The organism is Vibrio ezurae NBRC 102218, from assembly GCF_000467185.1.
Taxonomy (GTDB): domain Bacteria; phylum Pseudomonadota; class Gammaproteobacteria; order Enterobacterales; family Vibrionaceae; genus Vibrio; species Vibrio ezurae.
In genome coordinates this window covers 1-16,719 of the sequence record NZ_BATM01000048.1, presented here as the reverse complement: position 1 = coordinate 16,719, position 16,719 = coordinate 1, and the positions used below count along the sequence as shown (strand labels likewise).

Below are 16,719 nucleotides of genomic sequence, written 5' to 3'. Positions count from 1 at the left end.
GAGTGCGTTTTATACGCACTCTTGTGTTTAATGTCTAGTCTTTGCCGTGTTTAGGCTGGCTTGTAAAATCGAATCACTCTTTCCCTTTTGGCAATTGCCAAGGGTTGGCGGTGACTGAGTTTTCTAAGCCTAATTTCCAGACGCGGCCAAAGTGCTTGTAGTGCCCTGACTGTACGCCTGCTCGCGCGCCCATTCCATGATAGAGGTCGAGGTGATTTTGCTTCACTGCACCACCGGTATCTAACACCAACAATAAACGTAATGCGTGCGTACCAGACCATGTACCATCGGCATTGAGCAAAGGCACTTCCGCTAAGATTGGCGTCCCCATCGGCAGCCAAGACCTATCCCCAGCAACCGCAGCCATTGGTAATAAAGGAATGCCTGCCGAACCGCGCACCGCTAAATCATCTTTCGGGGCGAAGAACACATAAGAAGGGTTTTGCTCTAATAGCTCTTTTACGGTCTCTTCATCGTTTTCAGACACCCACTGTTTAATCGCTTTCAAAGACATGGCTTTGCGCTCGACTAAACCGCGCTCAATTAAGATGCGTCCAATACTGACGTAAGAGCGATTGTTTTTCCCCGCATAAGCGAAATACTGCATGCTGTTGTCATCGCCAAAATGAACAAAGCCACTGCCCTGCACTTCCATTAAAAATGGGTCAATCATATTGGCCGCATAACCAAGTTCTAACCCTTTGCCCGTTAATGCCCCATCATAGATTTGGGCACGAGTAGGACATTGCGCACTGCAACTTGGTTTACCGTAAACAGGGTATTTGTACGTTTGGTCAGGGATATGACGCAATTCAATTACCGGAGAAAAATACCCGGTAAATAGCACATTCCCCTGATTGTCCCCACCACGCATTTGCGCACTTTGCACGCCAAAACGTTTAAGGTCGGCAGGATCGCCACTTTGCAACGCCCACTCAGACAATTGTTCATATAAGTCGTGATACTTCGCCGCCATAGAAGGTGAGTTATCCAGCACTTGTTTTGCTTGTTCATCAAACGAGTTTAGGTCTCGAAATGCATTGCTCTGAATGGTCTCTGTTTGAGTGAGAGGCTGAGTCAATGTTTGATCAAAATATTGCTGACCATTGTCAGTTTTTTGAGCACAACCACTTAATAAAATCGCCAGTACAAAGAAGGGAATATATTTTTGCATAGAGTGGGTTTTATATCCTTAAGTAAACCTTAGAAAGTCAGAATGACAAACTCACATGCTTTACGCAATGCTTGTTAAAGAAAACACACACAATAAATCTATAAGCGTTATCGCATTCTTTTAATATGGAGTCATTTAAACAGTTGCAATCATATAAATACGCATTATTATTGTATAAAAATTCATTATAGAGTTGGTTATGTCTCGTAGTACTGAACTGGTTAAAGGGTTTCGGCAATCCACCCCGTATGTAAATGCTCACCGTGATAGCACTATGGTTATCTATCTCTGTGGTGACGCATTAAGCCATGATAATTTCCCAAATATCGTCAGCGACATTGCCCTACTGCATAGTCTTGGTGTGAAACTAGTCTTAGTGCATGGCGCTCGTCCGCAAATTGATCAACGCCTCAGCTTACAGGACTTATCCTCTCCTTATCACAAAGGGGTTAGGATCACTGAATCAGTCACCTTGCCGCATGTTATGCAAGCATCTGGGCAATTGCAGTTAGCGATTACGGCTCATCTCTCTATGAGTCTCAACAACACACCTATGGCGGGAAACCAACTCAATGTCGTGAGTGGTAACTTTGTGATTGCGCAGCCATTAGGTGTGGATAATGGTGTGGATTACCAACACAGTGGACGGGTACGCCGCATTGATGTTGACGGTATCAACCGCGCGCTTGAGCAAGAATCAATCGTCTTGATTGGCCCAGTAGCAGGCTCCGTCACAGGCGAATGTTTTAACTTAGTATCAGAACAAATTGCCACCCAAGTGGCAATAAAACTAAAAGCGGACAAACTGATTGGCTTTAGCTCCGATCAAGGTTACATCAAACCCAACGGTGAGGTAGCCGCAGAGCTGTTCCCACACGAGCTAGAAAGCATCCTACAACAAGGTATGACGGGCAACGCTCCAATCACCGAACGTTTCTTACAAGCGGCGGTAAAAGCCTGTAAAAAAGGCGTACAGCGTAGCCACCTTGTGAGCTATCTTGATGATGGCGCTTTAATACAAGAGCTCTTCTCCCGTGATGGTATCGGTACGCAAGTTGTAATGGACAGCGCCGAACAAGTGCGCCTTGCCACCATTGATGACATTGGCGGTATCTTGGACTTAATTGAACCGCTGGAAAGTGAAGGCATTTTAGTGCGTCGCTCTCGTGAACAGTTAGAGCGAGAAATTGAGCGCTTTACTATCATAGTCAAAGATCAGCTCATCATTGGTTGCGCCGCCCTCTATCCTTATGTGGAAGATCAAATGGCCGAAATGGCCTGCGTGGCGATTCACCCTGACTACAGAGACGGTAACCGCGGCGTGCATTTATTGGAGTTCATGAAGCATCAAGCGTATGCGCTCGGACTTAAACAGTTATTTATTTTGACCACCCGCAGTTTGCATTGGTTTAGAGAGCAAGGTTTTGCTGAAATTGATCTAGAGGCACTGCCGATTAAAAAGCAGGACCTCTATAACTTCCAACGAAAATCAAAAATCTTAGCACTGGATATCAACTAAGACCTTTCGCCCCCACTAGCTATCTGTTTGCAAACGTTGTGACAGATGGCTACTTCTTGCGGTTTTTTGCTTAATCGCGTGCTGCATAATACCCACATCGGCATACACACTCAGGCGATTCTTGGCGCGCGTCACACCGGTATAAAATAACTCTCTGGTCAGTATCGGTGTCATCGTTTTCGGCAGTAGCAATAACGTATAGTCAAACTCACTGCCTTGCGATTTATGAATAGTCATTGAGTATGCGGTTTCATGAGGCGGTACGCGACTTGGAAGCACCCCTTTTACACTGCCATCAGGCAGTTCAAAATACACTTTCAATCTTGGCTCTTGTAAGCTTTCATCCAACAAACAAATGCCAATATCACCATTATACAAATGCTGACTGTGATCGTTACTATTGACCATCACAGGCCTCCCTATGTACCAAGTATCTCTATCCGCCGCAATAAGGGCTTTCCGTGCCAATACTTTTTCAATGTTAGCATTGGTGCCTTCCACTCCAAATTCACCTTCTCTGACCGCGCACAGCAAGCGAGTTTGCGCAAAACTTTGCAACACAGTGCGCGCAAATGCAGGCATGCTTAACGTGCCATTTTTCTCAAATCTAAGGTTTAAGTACTCTTTGTAACGAGTCGCTAAAGTATCAATCAATTGCGCGTAACGCTCACTGTTGACCTCAAAGTGCTCGATATCTTGATATTGACTGGCAAACACCTCTGTCGCTTTATTGCTGCTGCCTGAGTTGATTGCTCGCGCTAACTGACCTACGCCAGAGCGACTGTGAAAACGAAAGCTCTTTTGCAATACACACAAGCTATCACTAATAGCCGTGCCCACATAAGGTGATGCGGGCAATTGGTAACCGGTTAACTTATTTAGAAGCTCGCTATGCGCCGCGCTGTAACCTTGTCCGCCAAGTTGGCAGATATCCCCTAACACCGCCCCTGCTTCCACAGATGAAAGCTGATCTCTATCACCCAGCAATATTAAACGCGCGTTCGCTGGCAGTGCATTGAGCAATTTGAACATCATAGGCAAATCGACCATGGAAGCTTCATCGAGAATCAACAAATCTAAATGCAACGGATTCTTGGCATTGTGTTTAAACTCTGTGCGATTAGGAATAGCGCCAAGCAAGCGATGTAATGTGCTGGCAGAGGTGGGGATTTTTTCTTTTATCTCCGGTGATACGGGCAAGGAATCAATGGCTTGTCCGATGGATTCGGTCAGACGCGCCGCCGCTTTCCCCGTTGGCGCGGCAAGCTTGATATCAAGTTCCACTTCACTTGAGGCCACCAGCGCGGCTAGCAATTTAGAGACAGTGGTGGTTTTTCCCGTACCCGGCCCCCCTGAAATCACACAAAAGCGGCGCGTCAGCGCAGTAGCGGCAGCCACTTTCTGATGGTTTAAACACGCACTTAACGGTATGTATTCACTTAATACTTCAAGGTCGCTGACAGACTTAGCGTTGCTGGCAATCGCCACCAGTTTGTCCAGTGCAATGTCAGCGGTATCCACCACATCTAAAGACTCACAAATGGCTCGATGAATTTGCGCATCACTGGCATTGGCTTTTTTAAGCGTTTGAATATCTTTAAACAGATAACTTAACTGCCATGTGAACAATTGATCTAACTGCAATCTCAGCACAGATAATTGCTGCGCATCCATCGCGATAGACTCAGCGTATTCCAATAGCTTTTGTGCCAGTGCCCCTTCAAAGTGCCAATATTTCTGCAAATACAAACTGCCAAATTCAAACACTAAGGGTAAGCGCATAGCTTGTTGAAAATCTTGCGCGACTAAGCTCGATTTAGTGAGCTCATCCGCCCAATCACAGGTAAGCAATTGCGGGTCAAAAAGTGGCTCAAGTTGTGTTGCGCCAAAGGATTTTAATGGATTCCAAGCATTGCTAATCGGTAAGCATGAATTGCCTTTGCTGAGCTCGTAGCTCACTGCGCACACCATTACCGCAACATGCGCCGCTGATGCGGTTTTTTCTTGCTCGGCAAAAAACTTAGCCAACTGAAAATCAATGTCGCGCACCATGCCCACACTGGCCATGACGTGTAACCATTCTAACCAACTTTTCTGACGGTATTTACTCAATTGCTCAGGCGCAATCTCGGCCACATTGAGTACTTCTGGAAGGCTTTCATTCGACGCTATCATTTTATTGCCTCCTCACCGCGAATATGAGCATCTAATTCATTGAGCATAGGTAACGATGGTTTCGCGGAAAATACCCCGTATTCACCACTGCCATCCATGCCACGTAAAAACAAATAGAACACACCACCAAAATGCGTTTCATAGTCGTAGTCTGCAATACGACTGCTTAAAAAGCGATGCAGTGCCAATGCATAGATTTGATACTGCGCATCATAGCGATGATCCAACATCGCTTTGTGCAAATTGCTTTGGTGGTAATCTTGAGCAGAATCGCCTAAATGGTTGGATTTCCAATCGAGGACGTAATATTTACCTTGATGTTCAAACACCAAATCAATAAAGCCTTTTAGCATCCCTTCCACTGGAGCAAAACCAAGATCGCCTGCTTGAGCCGTTAACGGATCATGCTGATGGGTAATGGCATTAAATCGCGGCGCAGAGAGAAGCTCTATCGGCAATAAAAACTCCATTTCTACCAGCCTTTGCTGAGGGTTTTTATCGCACAATCTCATGCCCTGACCTTCAAGGTCGGTCGAGAGCACTTTATCGACCATATCTTGCAATACTGGCAGCCACTCTTCTTCTAACTGCTCTTTGATTATAAGCTGACGGATCACTTCGCTGTTTTTGTCGCTAAATGCCGACTCGGTATATTCCACTTCTTCAAACAAGGTGTGTAAAAACGTGCCCGGACGTGCGCCACGCGGAAAGTTAAACATGCTCTTTTGCATAAGGTCGAGCATCGGGGCTTGATCTTGCGAGGCGTCCACATCTAAGGTCGTATCCAGCCAGATACTGTCGTCTTTATGCGCATGACCATGCCCTTGCTTAACCAAACCTGAATAACTGGTCATCCGCCAGCGCCAATCAATTTGTTGCTGCATTTTATTGGCTTCAAGCAAAGGCGCATCTTGTTCAATTGGAATGTAACAAGCGTCATCAGGAGCAATAGGGTCGCATACGGTAATGGATGGGTATTTCTCTTCCAGCTGACTTAACGCAGCGCTCAGCGCCGAGGCGTCTTGCTCTTCGCCTCCTTGTAGCAAATAGCCAATAGAACTCAAATGAGTCATCACCTTTTTGCTGCGACCGTCTTTGAGCGCTGCCACGCCAAGATAACAAGAGTACACAGCGCGAGTCACCGCCACATAAATAAGGCGCAGGTCTTCCGCTAGACGCTCTTTATCCGATAACGCAATTCCCTCTTCATTATTGTCGAGATCAAAGCGGGTACATTGTTGCTCTGCGTCGTAATACAAGGCTTTATCGCTCTTGCGACAAGCACTGACAAAAGGCACAAAAATAATATCGTATTCTAGTCCTTTGGATTTATGGATAGTGACCACTTGCACTAAGTTGCGCTCGGACTCTAAGCGCTGTTTCTGCTCATCTCCCGACTCACCATCATATGCTTCATCAATGGATTCAGAAAACCAGCGCAGCAATGCATGATCACTTTCTAGCTCTGCGGAGGCTTGCTGTAATAACTCGGCAAGGTGCATTAAATCCGTCAGCACTCGCTCACCGTGTGGCTGTTTTTGCAATCGCTGGGCTAATTCTCGGTGCTGAATAAGCTTGCGGATCATCGGCATGATCCCAGACTTTAGCCATAGCTGACGATAATCACTGAACTCTTGACTAAGCAGTTCCCAATATTGTTCATCTTGATTTAATCGTTCTAAATCAAATAAAGAAAGATCAAACAAGGAACTGGCCGCCGCAGTGCGCAATGCTCGGTCATTTTCATAATTTAAAGCGCCTTGCAAAAATAGCATCACATCGCAGGCCACAGGACTGGCAAAAACGCTTTCTCGGTTGGACAAATAAACGCTGGCTACGCCTTTTTCCGACAACGCTTGTCGCACTAAGCTTGCCTCTCTACCTGTGCGCACCAATACCGCGATATTTCCAGCTTGAATCGCCTTATCTTTCGCGCTGTGTAGCAGTGCATTGCCTTGATCTGAAGCGCTTAATAGTCGCTGTATTTGAGTGGCGGTCGACTGCGCCATAGTGTGATTATAACTGCCTTTGGCTACGCCGCCCTCTTCTTGCTGTTGATGCCAAACCGTCATCGCCGGCTGAGTTTCACCGTGCAAAGACCACGATTTTTTGTCCGCACCTGGGCTAGGTAGCACAGAGGTAAACGGAATATCATCGTTGTAGATAAAGGGCGCTTCTGACTCAACAAACAGCGCATTACTGGCTTCAACCATCTGCTCACTTGAGCGCCAGTTTGTCGTAAGATTAAAGTGCGAAGTCACTTCATTGCGAGCGCGAATATAGGTAAAGATATCCGCGCCGCGAAAGGCATAAATCGCCTGTTTAGGATCGCCAATCATAAATAAGCCGCACTCAGGATGGTCTAAGTACAAGTGACTAAATATGTTGTATTGCTGAGGATCGGTATCTTGAAATTCATCGATCATAGCAATTGGATAAAGCTGGCGAATTCGCTCGGATAACAAATCTTCTTCGTCGGCTTGCAAAGCATGATCTAACTGACTGAGAAGATCATCAAAAGAGAGCTTTTGTTGCTGGCGTTTGGCTTTTTGTAACTCTGCTCGGCATTCAGGGATCGCATTGCCGAGAATAGCCAACTTAACCTCTAATTTAGGCAGTTGATAAAATGCCTCTAGCTGATCAAATATCGCATGTTCTGGCGCTTGTTTGCCTTCTTTGGTTTTAGCTTGCAAAACACTGCTACAAAAGCGCTCTAAACAATCTGGCATGCCAAGAGTGCTAGGTGTAACCTTTGCCCAACAGTCCCCTTGTGAGATCCAATTTGGCACGTTTCTTTTGTTATAAGGATTTTTGGTAATTCCAGAATCTGCAATTAATTTTTCTAGCTCTGAGCTTACCGCAAGCCAATCACGCTTTAACTCATCAATCAGCGCAATTCTTTGTGCATACAAGGCTTCTAAATCACCGCTTTGCGCTTGAGAGTGAATATACACTTCATTACCACTAATAAAGCGGTCAAGCTCAGCAAGTAGGTCGTGGGGGTGACGCCAGTGACTGCGAATTTCCGCTACCATAGCTTCATTCATTTGATAAAAATGGCGTCGCCAGTAGTCTGATACCACTTGCGCTTTCAGCTGACTTTCATCTTGGATAAATTGGTTTTTAAATCGGCTACCCGATTCAAAGGCATTTTGTGTAAGCATGCGCTGACAAAAGCCATGAATGGTAAATACGGCCGCTTCATCCATTTGTCTTTCTGCGGCCAGCAATAACTCACAAGCTCTGTCTCTATCTTGGGTTTGTTCGAGTAGAGGCTTGATCACAGGATCATCGCTCACCCCTCGGCTAAATGCGACTCTTGCTTGATGTATACGTGCGCGAATACGATCTTTTAATTCGGCGGTCGCCGCTTCGGTAAAGGTCACAACCAGAATTTGTTCAACATTCAGTGGCTTGTTATGGGCCTGACCATTGTCGCCATGACCTAACAACAGTCGCAGATAAAGCCCTGCAATCGTAAATGTTTTGCCTGTACCAGCCGAAGCTTCAATAAGACGTGCCCCATGCAAAGGGAATGTCATTGTCTCAAGTGGTGCAGGAATTATGTTCGTGACCTCTGTCATGGTGAACCCTATCTAAATATGTGACCAATGTTATGAAATGAGCTATCGCCTTGAAAGGGCAGGATACTTGCGCTCAAAGTTTGCGATCGCACTCACTGTTATCGTGTTTTGATCCAAGTAGGCTTGCGCTCGAGTTGTGTAGGCTTTGCTTATGCCATCTCAAAATATAGAAATAAGAGGTCTCTGTGACCCTTGGGCCGTCAGTATAAAAACCCCTACATATAATATTCCTGACGGCCCCCCCTCTATATCTGCTATGCCTATTATGCGTCTAATTAATCACCCTTACTTGGTCATTAACCTTTCTTGTACTGGCAAGAAAATGCGCTCCGCTAGGCGATACCCAGACTCTGCCAATGCATCATCCCATTGCGGCCAAGCTCTTTGTATGTAAATATCTTGCGACTCTCCCGCGTTATAGTCATCGCCTAAAAAGCTTGAGTTGAACTTAGCTTGAGCCGCTTCGCGAGCCACATCACTATCATTTTTTTGTGATTTCTTACTCATTTCTTGCATGGCGCTTTGCGCTGAATAAGGGAAATAAGCAAGAGGCTGAGTCATACCTTCAAAGAACAATGCCAATAGTTCTTGCAGAAAATCCAATGCATCTTGCGCTGATATCGCGGCAATGGAAAAATATTCCACCTCTTTGCTGTTGGTGATACCAATAAGATGACTGGTTAGCGATTGGTTGGATGCACAAGCACACAAGTGCTTGATCCACGCCTGTAAAATATCTTTTGAGCGAATGCGACCCACTCGATAGTTCACTAAACCGGAAGCATAGTGATTGTCTAACCACCCCGTGATAGTAAGATTATGCTCGCCATAAGGAACACTGACAGACAACGGAATTGAAGGCTGCTTACTACTAGCGTAAAACTCAATTTCAGAGACCAAGCCCATCATTGCCGCTTTATTTTCTGTCACTTCCAAATCGCCAAATTCGCCAATCGGCAGTTGCCCAGAGCTGCGATAATATTGAGACACTTGTTCTACTTGCGCCTCTCCGCCATCAAGCATAGCGGCGACGATTTCATCGCGTAATAAATAACGCTCCAAGCCACCGAAAGCAAAAGGTTCATCGTCTTCCACTATTTCGCTATCGCGGTTAAACCAAACTTGCAGACGATGATTGAAGAAATATTTTATCGGCAGTGACCAAAAAGCGAGTAGCTGATCTAATTCAATCTCGGTAACGCTGCCTCTTTCTAAGAAATAATCGGTAAGTGGCGTGGGCGTAGTTTGTTCGATAGAAGAAATGCCATTGGCAATAGGTAGCCATTCAGAGGCAAAACTGGCGTTATTCAAAAACGCGTCTTTACTAAACGGCGTCATGGCATGGGATGAGGTTAGATGACTCACCAGTTGATCACCTGAGTCATCAACCGACAAATCTTGGTCACCGACCAGACAATAGTTTTGCGCGCAATACTCTTGTAATTCAGTCAATAACACCGAAGGCAAGCACTCACTATTATCTAAAATTGATTGCCCAATGTAGCTAATGTATAGCGTTTGCTGAGCGGAAAGTAGCGCTTCTAAAAACAGGTAACGATCGTCATCTCGACGGCTTCTATCCCCAATGCGCGTTTTCACTGACATTAAGTCAAAACCTTCAAGGGGAACTGAGCGTGGATATACACCATCATTCATGCCCAATAAACACACCACTTTAAAAGGAATAGAGCGCATTGGCATTAAGGTACAGAAATTTACTTGTCCTGCTAAGAAGCGCTGACTAATGCGCGAATTATCTAATTTATCTTGTAGATACTCACTGATAATTTGATGGCTTAGCTCGGAGGTTAACGCCGCTTCAGAGGTTTGTTGAGTCAGTGAAGACAATGCATCACGAATACTGGTTAAGGCGATTTCGTTTTCGATGTCTAACTCAAAGAAATCATTGGCTAACTGGTTTAATTGCGTTTGCCAATCCGCGCTATGCAGAGGGGTTTGCAGCGCGTTACGATAATGCAAGACTTTGTCGATAAATGCGGCCAGTTTTCCAGCAAGCTCTCCTTGCATACCTTCTATTTGTTCATACGGGGCTAAAATGCCCTCGCTCAGCTCAAAAGCTTGGTTGGTAGAAGACATGCTGTAGCCAAGCAAAATACGTTGTAAGCCAAACAGCCATGTATTTTGATTTAAGGTTGGCAGTTCAAATTCAGTTGCGGTGGCATCATCAAGCCCCCAGCGGATTCCTGCTTCTTGCGTCCATAGATTAATCAAATCAAAGTCAGTTTCTGACAAGCTAAATCGTTGCAAAATAGCAGGTGTCTCAAGGATCTCCATCATTTCACTGCGACCACAGCGACTATTCGGAAGTGCCAGTAACTGCAAAAACGCATTTAAGATTGGGGTTTCTTCAGCAACACTTCTATCAGAGATGGAGTAAGGTATGCGCCTATCTGCGGTTGCATTGCCAAAGATAGCTTTAATGGCTGGCGAGTAGGCGTTGATATCCGCCACCATCACTATGATATCGCGCGGCTTGAGCGTGGGATCTTGATTAAACATCGCCAAAAGTTGGTCATGTAGCACTTCTACTTCTCGAGTGGCGCTATGACAACTATGAATAGAGAGCGAAGTATCTTGCGCAGAAACACAACCTTTGTGTGTGCTTTGATCCAATTGTGAATCGTCTTGATGCTGCTCTAATTGCAAAATGTTTTGCTGTATTTTATGCAGCAGTGACGTTGGCTCAATATCGACAAAAGCTTCGACTTCATTACTGCCAAGATCGGATAACAAATACAGATTGTCGCGCCCCTGCTTACCCATTGAGGCTAACAAGTTGTTGCTGATTGCATCATGATGAAACTCAGGTAATGCGTTATGTTCGATATCGCCTTTAAGTACCGCAACGCCTTGCTCGGTTTCCATCCCTTGTTCATTCCAGCGAATTCTCGGTCTGACTAGGTTAGCCATCTTCGACAATGTGCGCGGATCTTTAATATCACCCCAATAGTAACGACATGGGTTGTGAAACATAAGGTGCACATCGATATGCTCCCCCAGTGCTTTGAGCGCTTCTAGGTATTTAGGTGGTAATGAGCTAATACCAAACACAAATAATCGTTTGAGCACATTATTACTGCTGATCTCAGAGCTATTTGCTAAAGCATCAATAAAATCTTGATAGAGGTTGGCACGATGGTACTCCGATTGCTCTAAATCTAGAGTAAATTGATATAACTCTCGCCACAGTATTCCCTGCCAAAGACCTTGCCCTTGTAACTCATCAGGATGCTCATTTTGCTCCCAAGCGTTAATGTAGTCGGGGCGGTACACTAAGTAACCATCGAAGATATCAGCAATTTTTCCCGCTAATTGGAATAGCTTAGAGTCGTCATCATCTTGCTCTAGATAAGAAGCTAATGGGGAGAATTCAGGCTCAGCAAGCTTGTTGGGTAAAACTTGCATTAACTTCCAAGTCATCGCTTCTTTGTTAAATGCGCTGCGCTGAGGAACGTCCGGCAATACTTCAATGAACATCTGCCAAATAAACGTTGCAGGTAGCGGGAAATTAAGATTAGCAGCAATCCCCATCTCTTTAGCTAATTCCATTTTTAGCCATTGCGACATGCCCGGACTTTGCACCAAAATTTGCTCTTGCTCAAAAGGAGAAGCAAGAGGTTGCTGGCGAATTAGTGCAATCAATAAAGACTTAAGAAGATCGATTTGGTTTGAATGATAAACAGTAAACAAGGCAGGCTCACAATCCATTGAATCAATTGCAATAATGTTACCACACACTAGTGCAATTGATGTCGCTATGTGAGGTTATTTACTGCTAATTGCCAACCTTGGTTGAATCAATAAATTATTGAAATATTGTATTGCCACGTAACTCACAATGATAAATGCAACGCCTAACTCCAGTACCGCTAGAGTGTGAACCTGCTGAACATACTCTGTTGCGATATTCATATTTGTCATCCATGCCGCCACCTTAAACATAGCGGTTGCACTGATCACCAGTGGGAAAGTAAAAGCAGCATAACCTGGGCTAAACGGCAGTTTTAACAGGCGGTAAAACGCCATGTAGATAATGGCTGTCATAAGAATTGCGATACCAAACAGTAGCGCAACAATCAGTGGTGATGGCGACGCAACAAATGATAAGTAACCGGCTAATGATAAACTGGCTGGCGCTGCTAAAATTGCCAATGTAGGCTTAGCGGCATCTTGCACGAGTTCTGAAAACATCAAACGATAAATCATTATCGGCAACATGATAGCGTAGGCAATCATGCCAAAATATAAGGTCGCCGCGCCAATCCAGTGTAAAGAGGCACTGCCTGAGTAAGTTAAAGCGGCCACAATAATCCCTACCGGTGGTACAAACCAACTCGGCAGCATATGGCTAAGCTCAAAATTTTGACTGCGATGAAAGGTAAAGCTCGTTAAAAAGATAATGTGCAAAATTACCGAGATGAGCCATAACATGTTGCCGAATAGCGCCCAATGCTGACCAATAGCATACGACACCACCATGCTCGCCATAGCAAAAGTGGGCACAACACTCCCCACTACAGGATGGGATAAATCTTGCTTTAATAGATGCGAATGAAGTAAGAATTTACCGGTCAAAATCAGCAATAATGTTGCCGCAATTACAGCGCCTATCGTTTGTGCATATCCGCCAAACACGCCTAAGTTTTCTAGGCTCCAGCCTAAACTGGCAATACCTAAGGCCAAACCCGCCATTGGCGTTGGTGCATTGGCTAAACGAGATTGTGTTTGCATGAGATTACTCCACGGATTATTAACCGCTGTTCATTAAGTTGATGCAAAGAGTGTATTCTTAAGTTATGTTTATTAAAATTTAAAGATTCAAAACTAGCGTTAAGTAAAAATAAACACTTATGATTTCTTTTACCCTAAGACAACTCGAAGTATTTACCTCTATTGCCAAAGCAAGCTCTATGTCCAGCGCAGCACAAACGCTATGTCTATCGAAAGCGGCGGTGAGTCTATCTCTTAATGAGCTAGAAAACCAACTTGGACATACATTATTTGATAGGGTGAATAATCGCCTTGTCTTGAACAAGGAAGGCTCTACTCTACTGCCCGTTGCGGATGAGCTATTGGATCGAGCTCGCGCTATTCCCTCTTTGTTTAATGATTCAAATACATTGAGTGGTGAACTGAATGTAGGGGCCAGTAATACAATAGGTAACCAACTACTTCCCTACCTAATTCGAGATTTTAGGCAGCAACATCCGGCAGTGCGTTTTACCACCTTACTAGAAAATTCATCCCTGCTTAGTCAAAAAATCATTGATTACCGTATTGATATTGCCCTCATCGAAAGCAATGAAGACTCAGATAAGCTGACCCATCATCCATTTGGTTTTGACCGAATGTGCATTATTTGTAAGCCAGACAACCCTTTAGCGAAAAATAGCAAGCTATCCATTCATGAACTGGAAGCCAATAACTGGCTGTTAAGAGAGCAAGGCTCTGGCTCTAGAGATTATTTTATTCAACACATCGCGCAAAATTTAACCCAGTGGCAAGGGGAGTTTGAGCTAAGTAATAGTGAAGCGATCATCAATGGTGTTGCAGCAGGGTTAGGGTTAGCCTGTTTATCTGAGCTTTCAATTGATAGCGCACTCAAAGCTGGAAAAATCAGCAAGCTCGATATTGATTTACCCTTAGATAGAACCATGCAAATTGTGCTGCATAAAGATAAGTATTTAAATCCACTGCTGGCGGCATTTTTACAATACAGTCTTGAGTGGCGATTGAGCGCTCACTGCACAAAATAAGCAACTCAGCTAGACTGTAGCGCGTGATTTAATGTATAAATAACCAGTATTCAATTATTAACAATCAATTTATGAGGATGGACCATGGCTGTTATCGTCAAGTACGTGGTAGAACGCAACGGAGAAGAAAAGATGACTTTTACCTCAAAAGCCGAAGCGGACGCATATGACAAGATGCTGGATATGGCTGATGAACTATTTACTCTATTAGGAAATAGCGAAATCATCACCGATGAAGCCCAACAAGAAGAGCTTTCTATGTACTTAGCTAAGCACAAAGAAGAAGTTTTGTACGCTTTGGGCGCAAAACGTAAGCCAACACCGAAAAAACCAAAGGTTGTTAGTCAGGATGATGTCAACTCAGCAACTTCTGACGCTGCATAAGTAGCCGTAACTAATATAGTCCTTTATCATATAGGGTATCTCTACTTCCAAACTGCAAGATAGATTGCTAATTACCTTACAAAGGACTATATGAAAGACCTTATCGTACATGCCCTAGCTGTGTTCATGGGCTTTTTTGCTATCATGAACCCAATCGCTAATACACCTATCTTCATCGGTTTGACTCGTGGCAACGATCATCAAACAGTAAAGTCTATAGCACTGCGCTCTTGCATTATTGCTTTTATTATCGTCACCATATTCGCTATTTCAGGAAAGCTCATCTTTGACCTGTTTGGTATCACTTTATACGCCCTCAGAATTACCGGCGGTATTTTGGTATTTATGATTGGTCTGAACATGTTGCGCGGTAATAACGAACACCATAAGCCAGAAAAATCGGCCAGTCACACCATAGCGCAAAAAGAAGCGGCGCTGAGTATTGGCGTATCCCCTCTTGCTATGCCTATCCTTGCAGGCCCCGGAACCATTGCTACCGCAATGAACTTTGCAGCGGTTGGTGGCAACTTTGAAGTTATTATTACCATTATCTCCTTTGGACTGCTTTGTGGACTGACCTACGCACTGTTTGTCTCTGGAGAGCAGTTTGTTCGAGCTATTGGACCGAGCGCGCTAAACGTAATTACTCGTATGATGGGTTTAATACTGGCGGTTATTGGCATGCAGATGTTGATTGAAGGTATCCATCAAGCTTACATCGCGTTGTTTGTCTAATTACACTGCTTACTTGACCAAATATCGCCTTGCTTGCTCAATACCCGAGCGTTGGCAAGGCGCTTTATTATCAGTTTTCGTCATTTAGCTCTTTTCACGCCTGCTTGTGCTTATTATAGTGTAAGGCTATCAACAAAACTTGAGAGGTACGTCTACTCACCTTAACGCATAAAAATAGGTGGTAGTTCGTGCTAAAAACACAATATATGGAGATTAATTGATGTCTTTCTTCGCACTGGCACTCGGTAGCGCAACTAAAAACCGAGATAACAAAATTATTGAAGCTTTCTTCCCAACCCCACTACTGTCACCAGCAACTGAACTTGTTGCTGCAGTTAAACAAGTGGTGGGTTACACCGAAGGTAATCAAAGCATCGAGATTACTCCAGAGCAATGCACTGAGCTTGCTGGCGTATTTGAAAGCAATGGCCAAGCAGCAAGTGCTGACTTTGCAGCAAAAGCGGCGCAATCTAGCCAACCTCTTGTTGTTGTTATCTTAGCCAGTGATGAAAAACCTCAAACTGTTGCTGAAGGTTTCTTGAAGCTACAACTGATCTCTCACCGTCTGGCTCAGCCTCACGGCATTGTACTTGACGGTATTTTTGGTCTGCTACACAACATTGCATGGACAAACGAAGGCCCGATCGATCTTCCTGAACTTGCTGATCGTCAAATCGAAGCTCGTCTTGCCCGTCGCGCACTGAGCGTAGATTGCGTTGATAAGTTCCCTAAAATGGTCGACTACATTGTTCCAGCAGGTGTTCGCATTGCAGATACTTCTCGTGTTCGCCTTGGCGCACATGTGGGTAACGGCACAACTGTTATGCATGAAGGCTTCATTAACTTCAACGCAGGTACTACAGGCGTGAGCATGGTTGAAGGTCGTATCTCTGCTGGCGTTATGGTTGGCAACGGTTCTGATATCGGCGGTGGCGCTTCTATCATGGGTACACTATCTGGTGGCGGTAAAGTTGTTATCTCTATCGGTGAAAATAGCCTACTCGGTGCTAATGCCGGTCTTGGCTTCCCACTAGGTGATCGTTGTACGATTGAGTCTGGTTTGTACGTAACAGCAGGTACTAAAGTGCGCATGCTAGACAACAGCGGCAAAGAAGTTGAAGTGGTTAAGGCGCGCGATCTTGCAGGCAAATCTGACCTACTATTCCGCCGTAATTCTCAAACCGGTATTATTGAGTGTCTTACCAATAAATCTGCCGTTGAGCTAAACAGCGAATTGCACAGCAATAACTAATCACTGCGATTAGAACAAGACTGACAGCATAGACCTGCACCTAAATGTGCGGGTCTTTTTATATCTATTTGAAAGAAAAGAGCCTGCATATTTCAAAGGCGAAACTAGGCTAAACTGGG

Annotated in this window: 10 protein-coding genes; 5 read left to right on the top strand and 5 right to left on the bottom strand. The window is 44.7% G+C overall.

The features are described from left to right. Positions 1 to 73: 73 nt before the first annotated feature. Positions 74 to 1,174 carry a murein transglycosylase A gene (gene mltA, locus VEZ01S_RS14065; protein ID WP_021714719.1) on the bottom strand — a complete coding sequence of 367 codons (1,101 nt, stop codon included), beginning with the start codon at positions 1,172 to 1,174 and terminating at the stop codon, positions 74 to 76. A gap of 199 nt (positions 1,175 to 1,373) precedes the next feature. Between mltA and argA the strand changes: the two genes are divergently transcribed. Continuing rightward, the gene (gene argA, locus VEZ01S_RS14060; protein ID WP_021714718.1) at positions 1,374 to 2,693 is read left to right on the top strand and encodes an amino-acid N-acetyltransferase; all 1,320 of its coding nucleotides are present in this window, start codon (positions 1,374 to 1,376) and stop codon (positions 2,691 to 2,693) included. 15 nt (positions 2,694 to 2,708) lie between these two features. On the opposite strand, the gene recD is transcribed toward argA, so the two are convergent. The 4 genes from recD to VEZ01S_RS14040 all read right to left on the bottom strand — a co-directional run bounded on the left by recD (position 2,709) and on the right by VEZ01S_RS14040 (position 13,204). Then, on the bottom strand, positions 2,709 to 4,868 hold the full coding sequence (gene recD / locus VEZ01S_RS14055) for an exodeoxyribonuclease V subunit alpha (RefSeq protein WP_021714717.1): 2,160 nt from the start codon (positions 4,866 to 4,868) through the stop codon (positions 2,709 to 2,711). Next, on the bottom strand, positions 4,865 to 8,452 hold the full coding sequence (gene recB, locus VEZ01S_RS14050; RefSeq protein ID WP_021714716.1) for an exodeoxyribonuclease V subunit beta: 3,588 nt from the start codon (positions 8,450 to 8,452) through the stop codon (positions 4,865 to 4,867). Before recB ends, recD begins: the two co-directional genes overlap by 4 nt. A gap of 285 nt (positions 8,453 to 8,737) precedes the next feature. After that, a complete protein-coding gene (gene recC, locus VEZ01S_RS14045; RefSeq protein ID WP_040891075.1) occupies positions 8,738 to 12,163 on the bottom strand; it encodes an exodeoxyribonuclease V subunit gamma in 3,426 nt (1,141 codons plus the stop codon). A 75-nt stretch (positions 12,164 to 12,238) separates the two neighbouring features. Then, a complete protein-coding gene (locus VEZ01S_RS14040; RefSeq protein WP_021714714.1) occupies positions 12,239 to 13,204 on the bottom strand; it encodes a TDT family transporter in 966 nt (321 codons plus the stop codon). 119 nt (positions 13,205 to 13,323) lie between these two features. Here VEZ01S_RS14040 and VEZ01S_RS14035 point away from each other — a divergent pair, with 119 nt between their 5' ends. The 4 genes from VEZ01S_RS14035 to dapD all read left to right on the top strand — a co-directional run bounded on the left by VEZ01S_RS14035 (position 13,324) and on the right by dapD (position 16,600). Next, complete coding sequence (locus tag VEZ01S_RS14035; RefSeq protein WP_021714713.1) at positions 13,324 to 14,229, top strand: LysR substrate-binding domain-containing protein; 906 nt, start codon at positions 13,324 to 13,326, stop codon at positions 14,227 to 14,229. Between the two features lie 84 nt (positions 14,230 to 14,313). Further along, the gene (locus VEZ01S_RS14030; protein WP_021714712.1) at positions 14,314 to 14,613 is read left to right on the top strand and encodes a YebG family protein; all 300 of its coding nucleotides are present in this window, start codon (positions 14,314 to 14,316) and stop codon (positions 14,611 to 14,613) included. A gap of 90 nt (positions 14,614 to 14,703) precedes the next feature. Then, on the top strand, positions 14,704 to 15,348 hold the full coding sequence (locus tag VEZ01S_RS14025; protein WP_021714711.1) for a MarC family protein: 645 nt from the start codon (positions 14,704 to 14,706) through the stop codon (positions 15,346 to 15,348). Positions 15,349 to 15,568: 220 nt separating this feature from the next. After that, positions 15,569 to 16,600 (top strand): 2,3,4,5-tetrahydropyridine-2,6-dicarboxylate N-succinyltransferase, encoded by a 1,032-nt coding sequence (gene dapD / locus VEZ01S_RS14020; protein ID WP_021714710.1) that lies wholly within the window; start codon positions 15,569 to 15,571, stop codon positions 16,598 to 16,600. The last annotated feature ends 119 nt before the right edge of the window (positions 16,601 to 16,719 follow it).

Bases quoted from the DNA above. Each gene is read 5' to 3' on its own strand.
- mltA (WP_021714719.1), bottom strand. From the start codon at position 1,174: ATGCAAAAATATATTCCCTTCTTTGTACTGGCGATTTTATTAAGTGGT.
- argA (WP_021714718.1), top strand. From the start codon at position 1,374: ATGTCTCGTAGTACTGAACTGGTTAAAGGGTTTCGGCAATCCACCCCG.
- recD (WP_021714717.1), bottom strand. From the start codon at position 4,868: ATGATAGCGTCGAATGAAAGCCTTCCAGAAGTACTCAATGTGGCCGAG.
- recB (WP_021714716.1), bottom strand. From the start codon at position 8,452: ATGACAGAGGTCACGAACATAATTCCTGCACCACTTGAGACAATGACA.
- VEZ01S_RS14040 (WP_021714714.1), bottom strand. From the start codon at position 13,204: ATGCAAACACAATCTCGTTTAGCCAATGCACCAACGCCAATGGCGGGT.
- VEZ01S_RS14035 (WP_021714713.1), top strand. From the start codon at position 13,324: ATGATTTCTTTTACCCTAAGACAACTCGAAGTATTTACCTCTATTGCC.
- VEZ01S_RS14030 (WP_021714712.1), top strand. From the start codon at position 14,314: ATGGCTGTTATCGTCAAGTACGTGGTAGAACGCAACGGAGAAGAAAAG.
- VEZ01S_RS14025 (WP_021714711.1), top strand. From the start codon at position 14,704: ATGAAAGACCTTATCGTACATGCCCTAGCTGTGTTCATGGGCTTTTTT.
- dapD (WP_021714710.1), top strand. From the start codon at position 15,569: ATGTCTTTCTTCGCACTGGCACTCGGTAGCGCAACTAAAAACCGAGAT.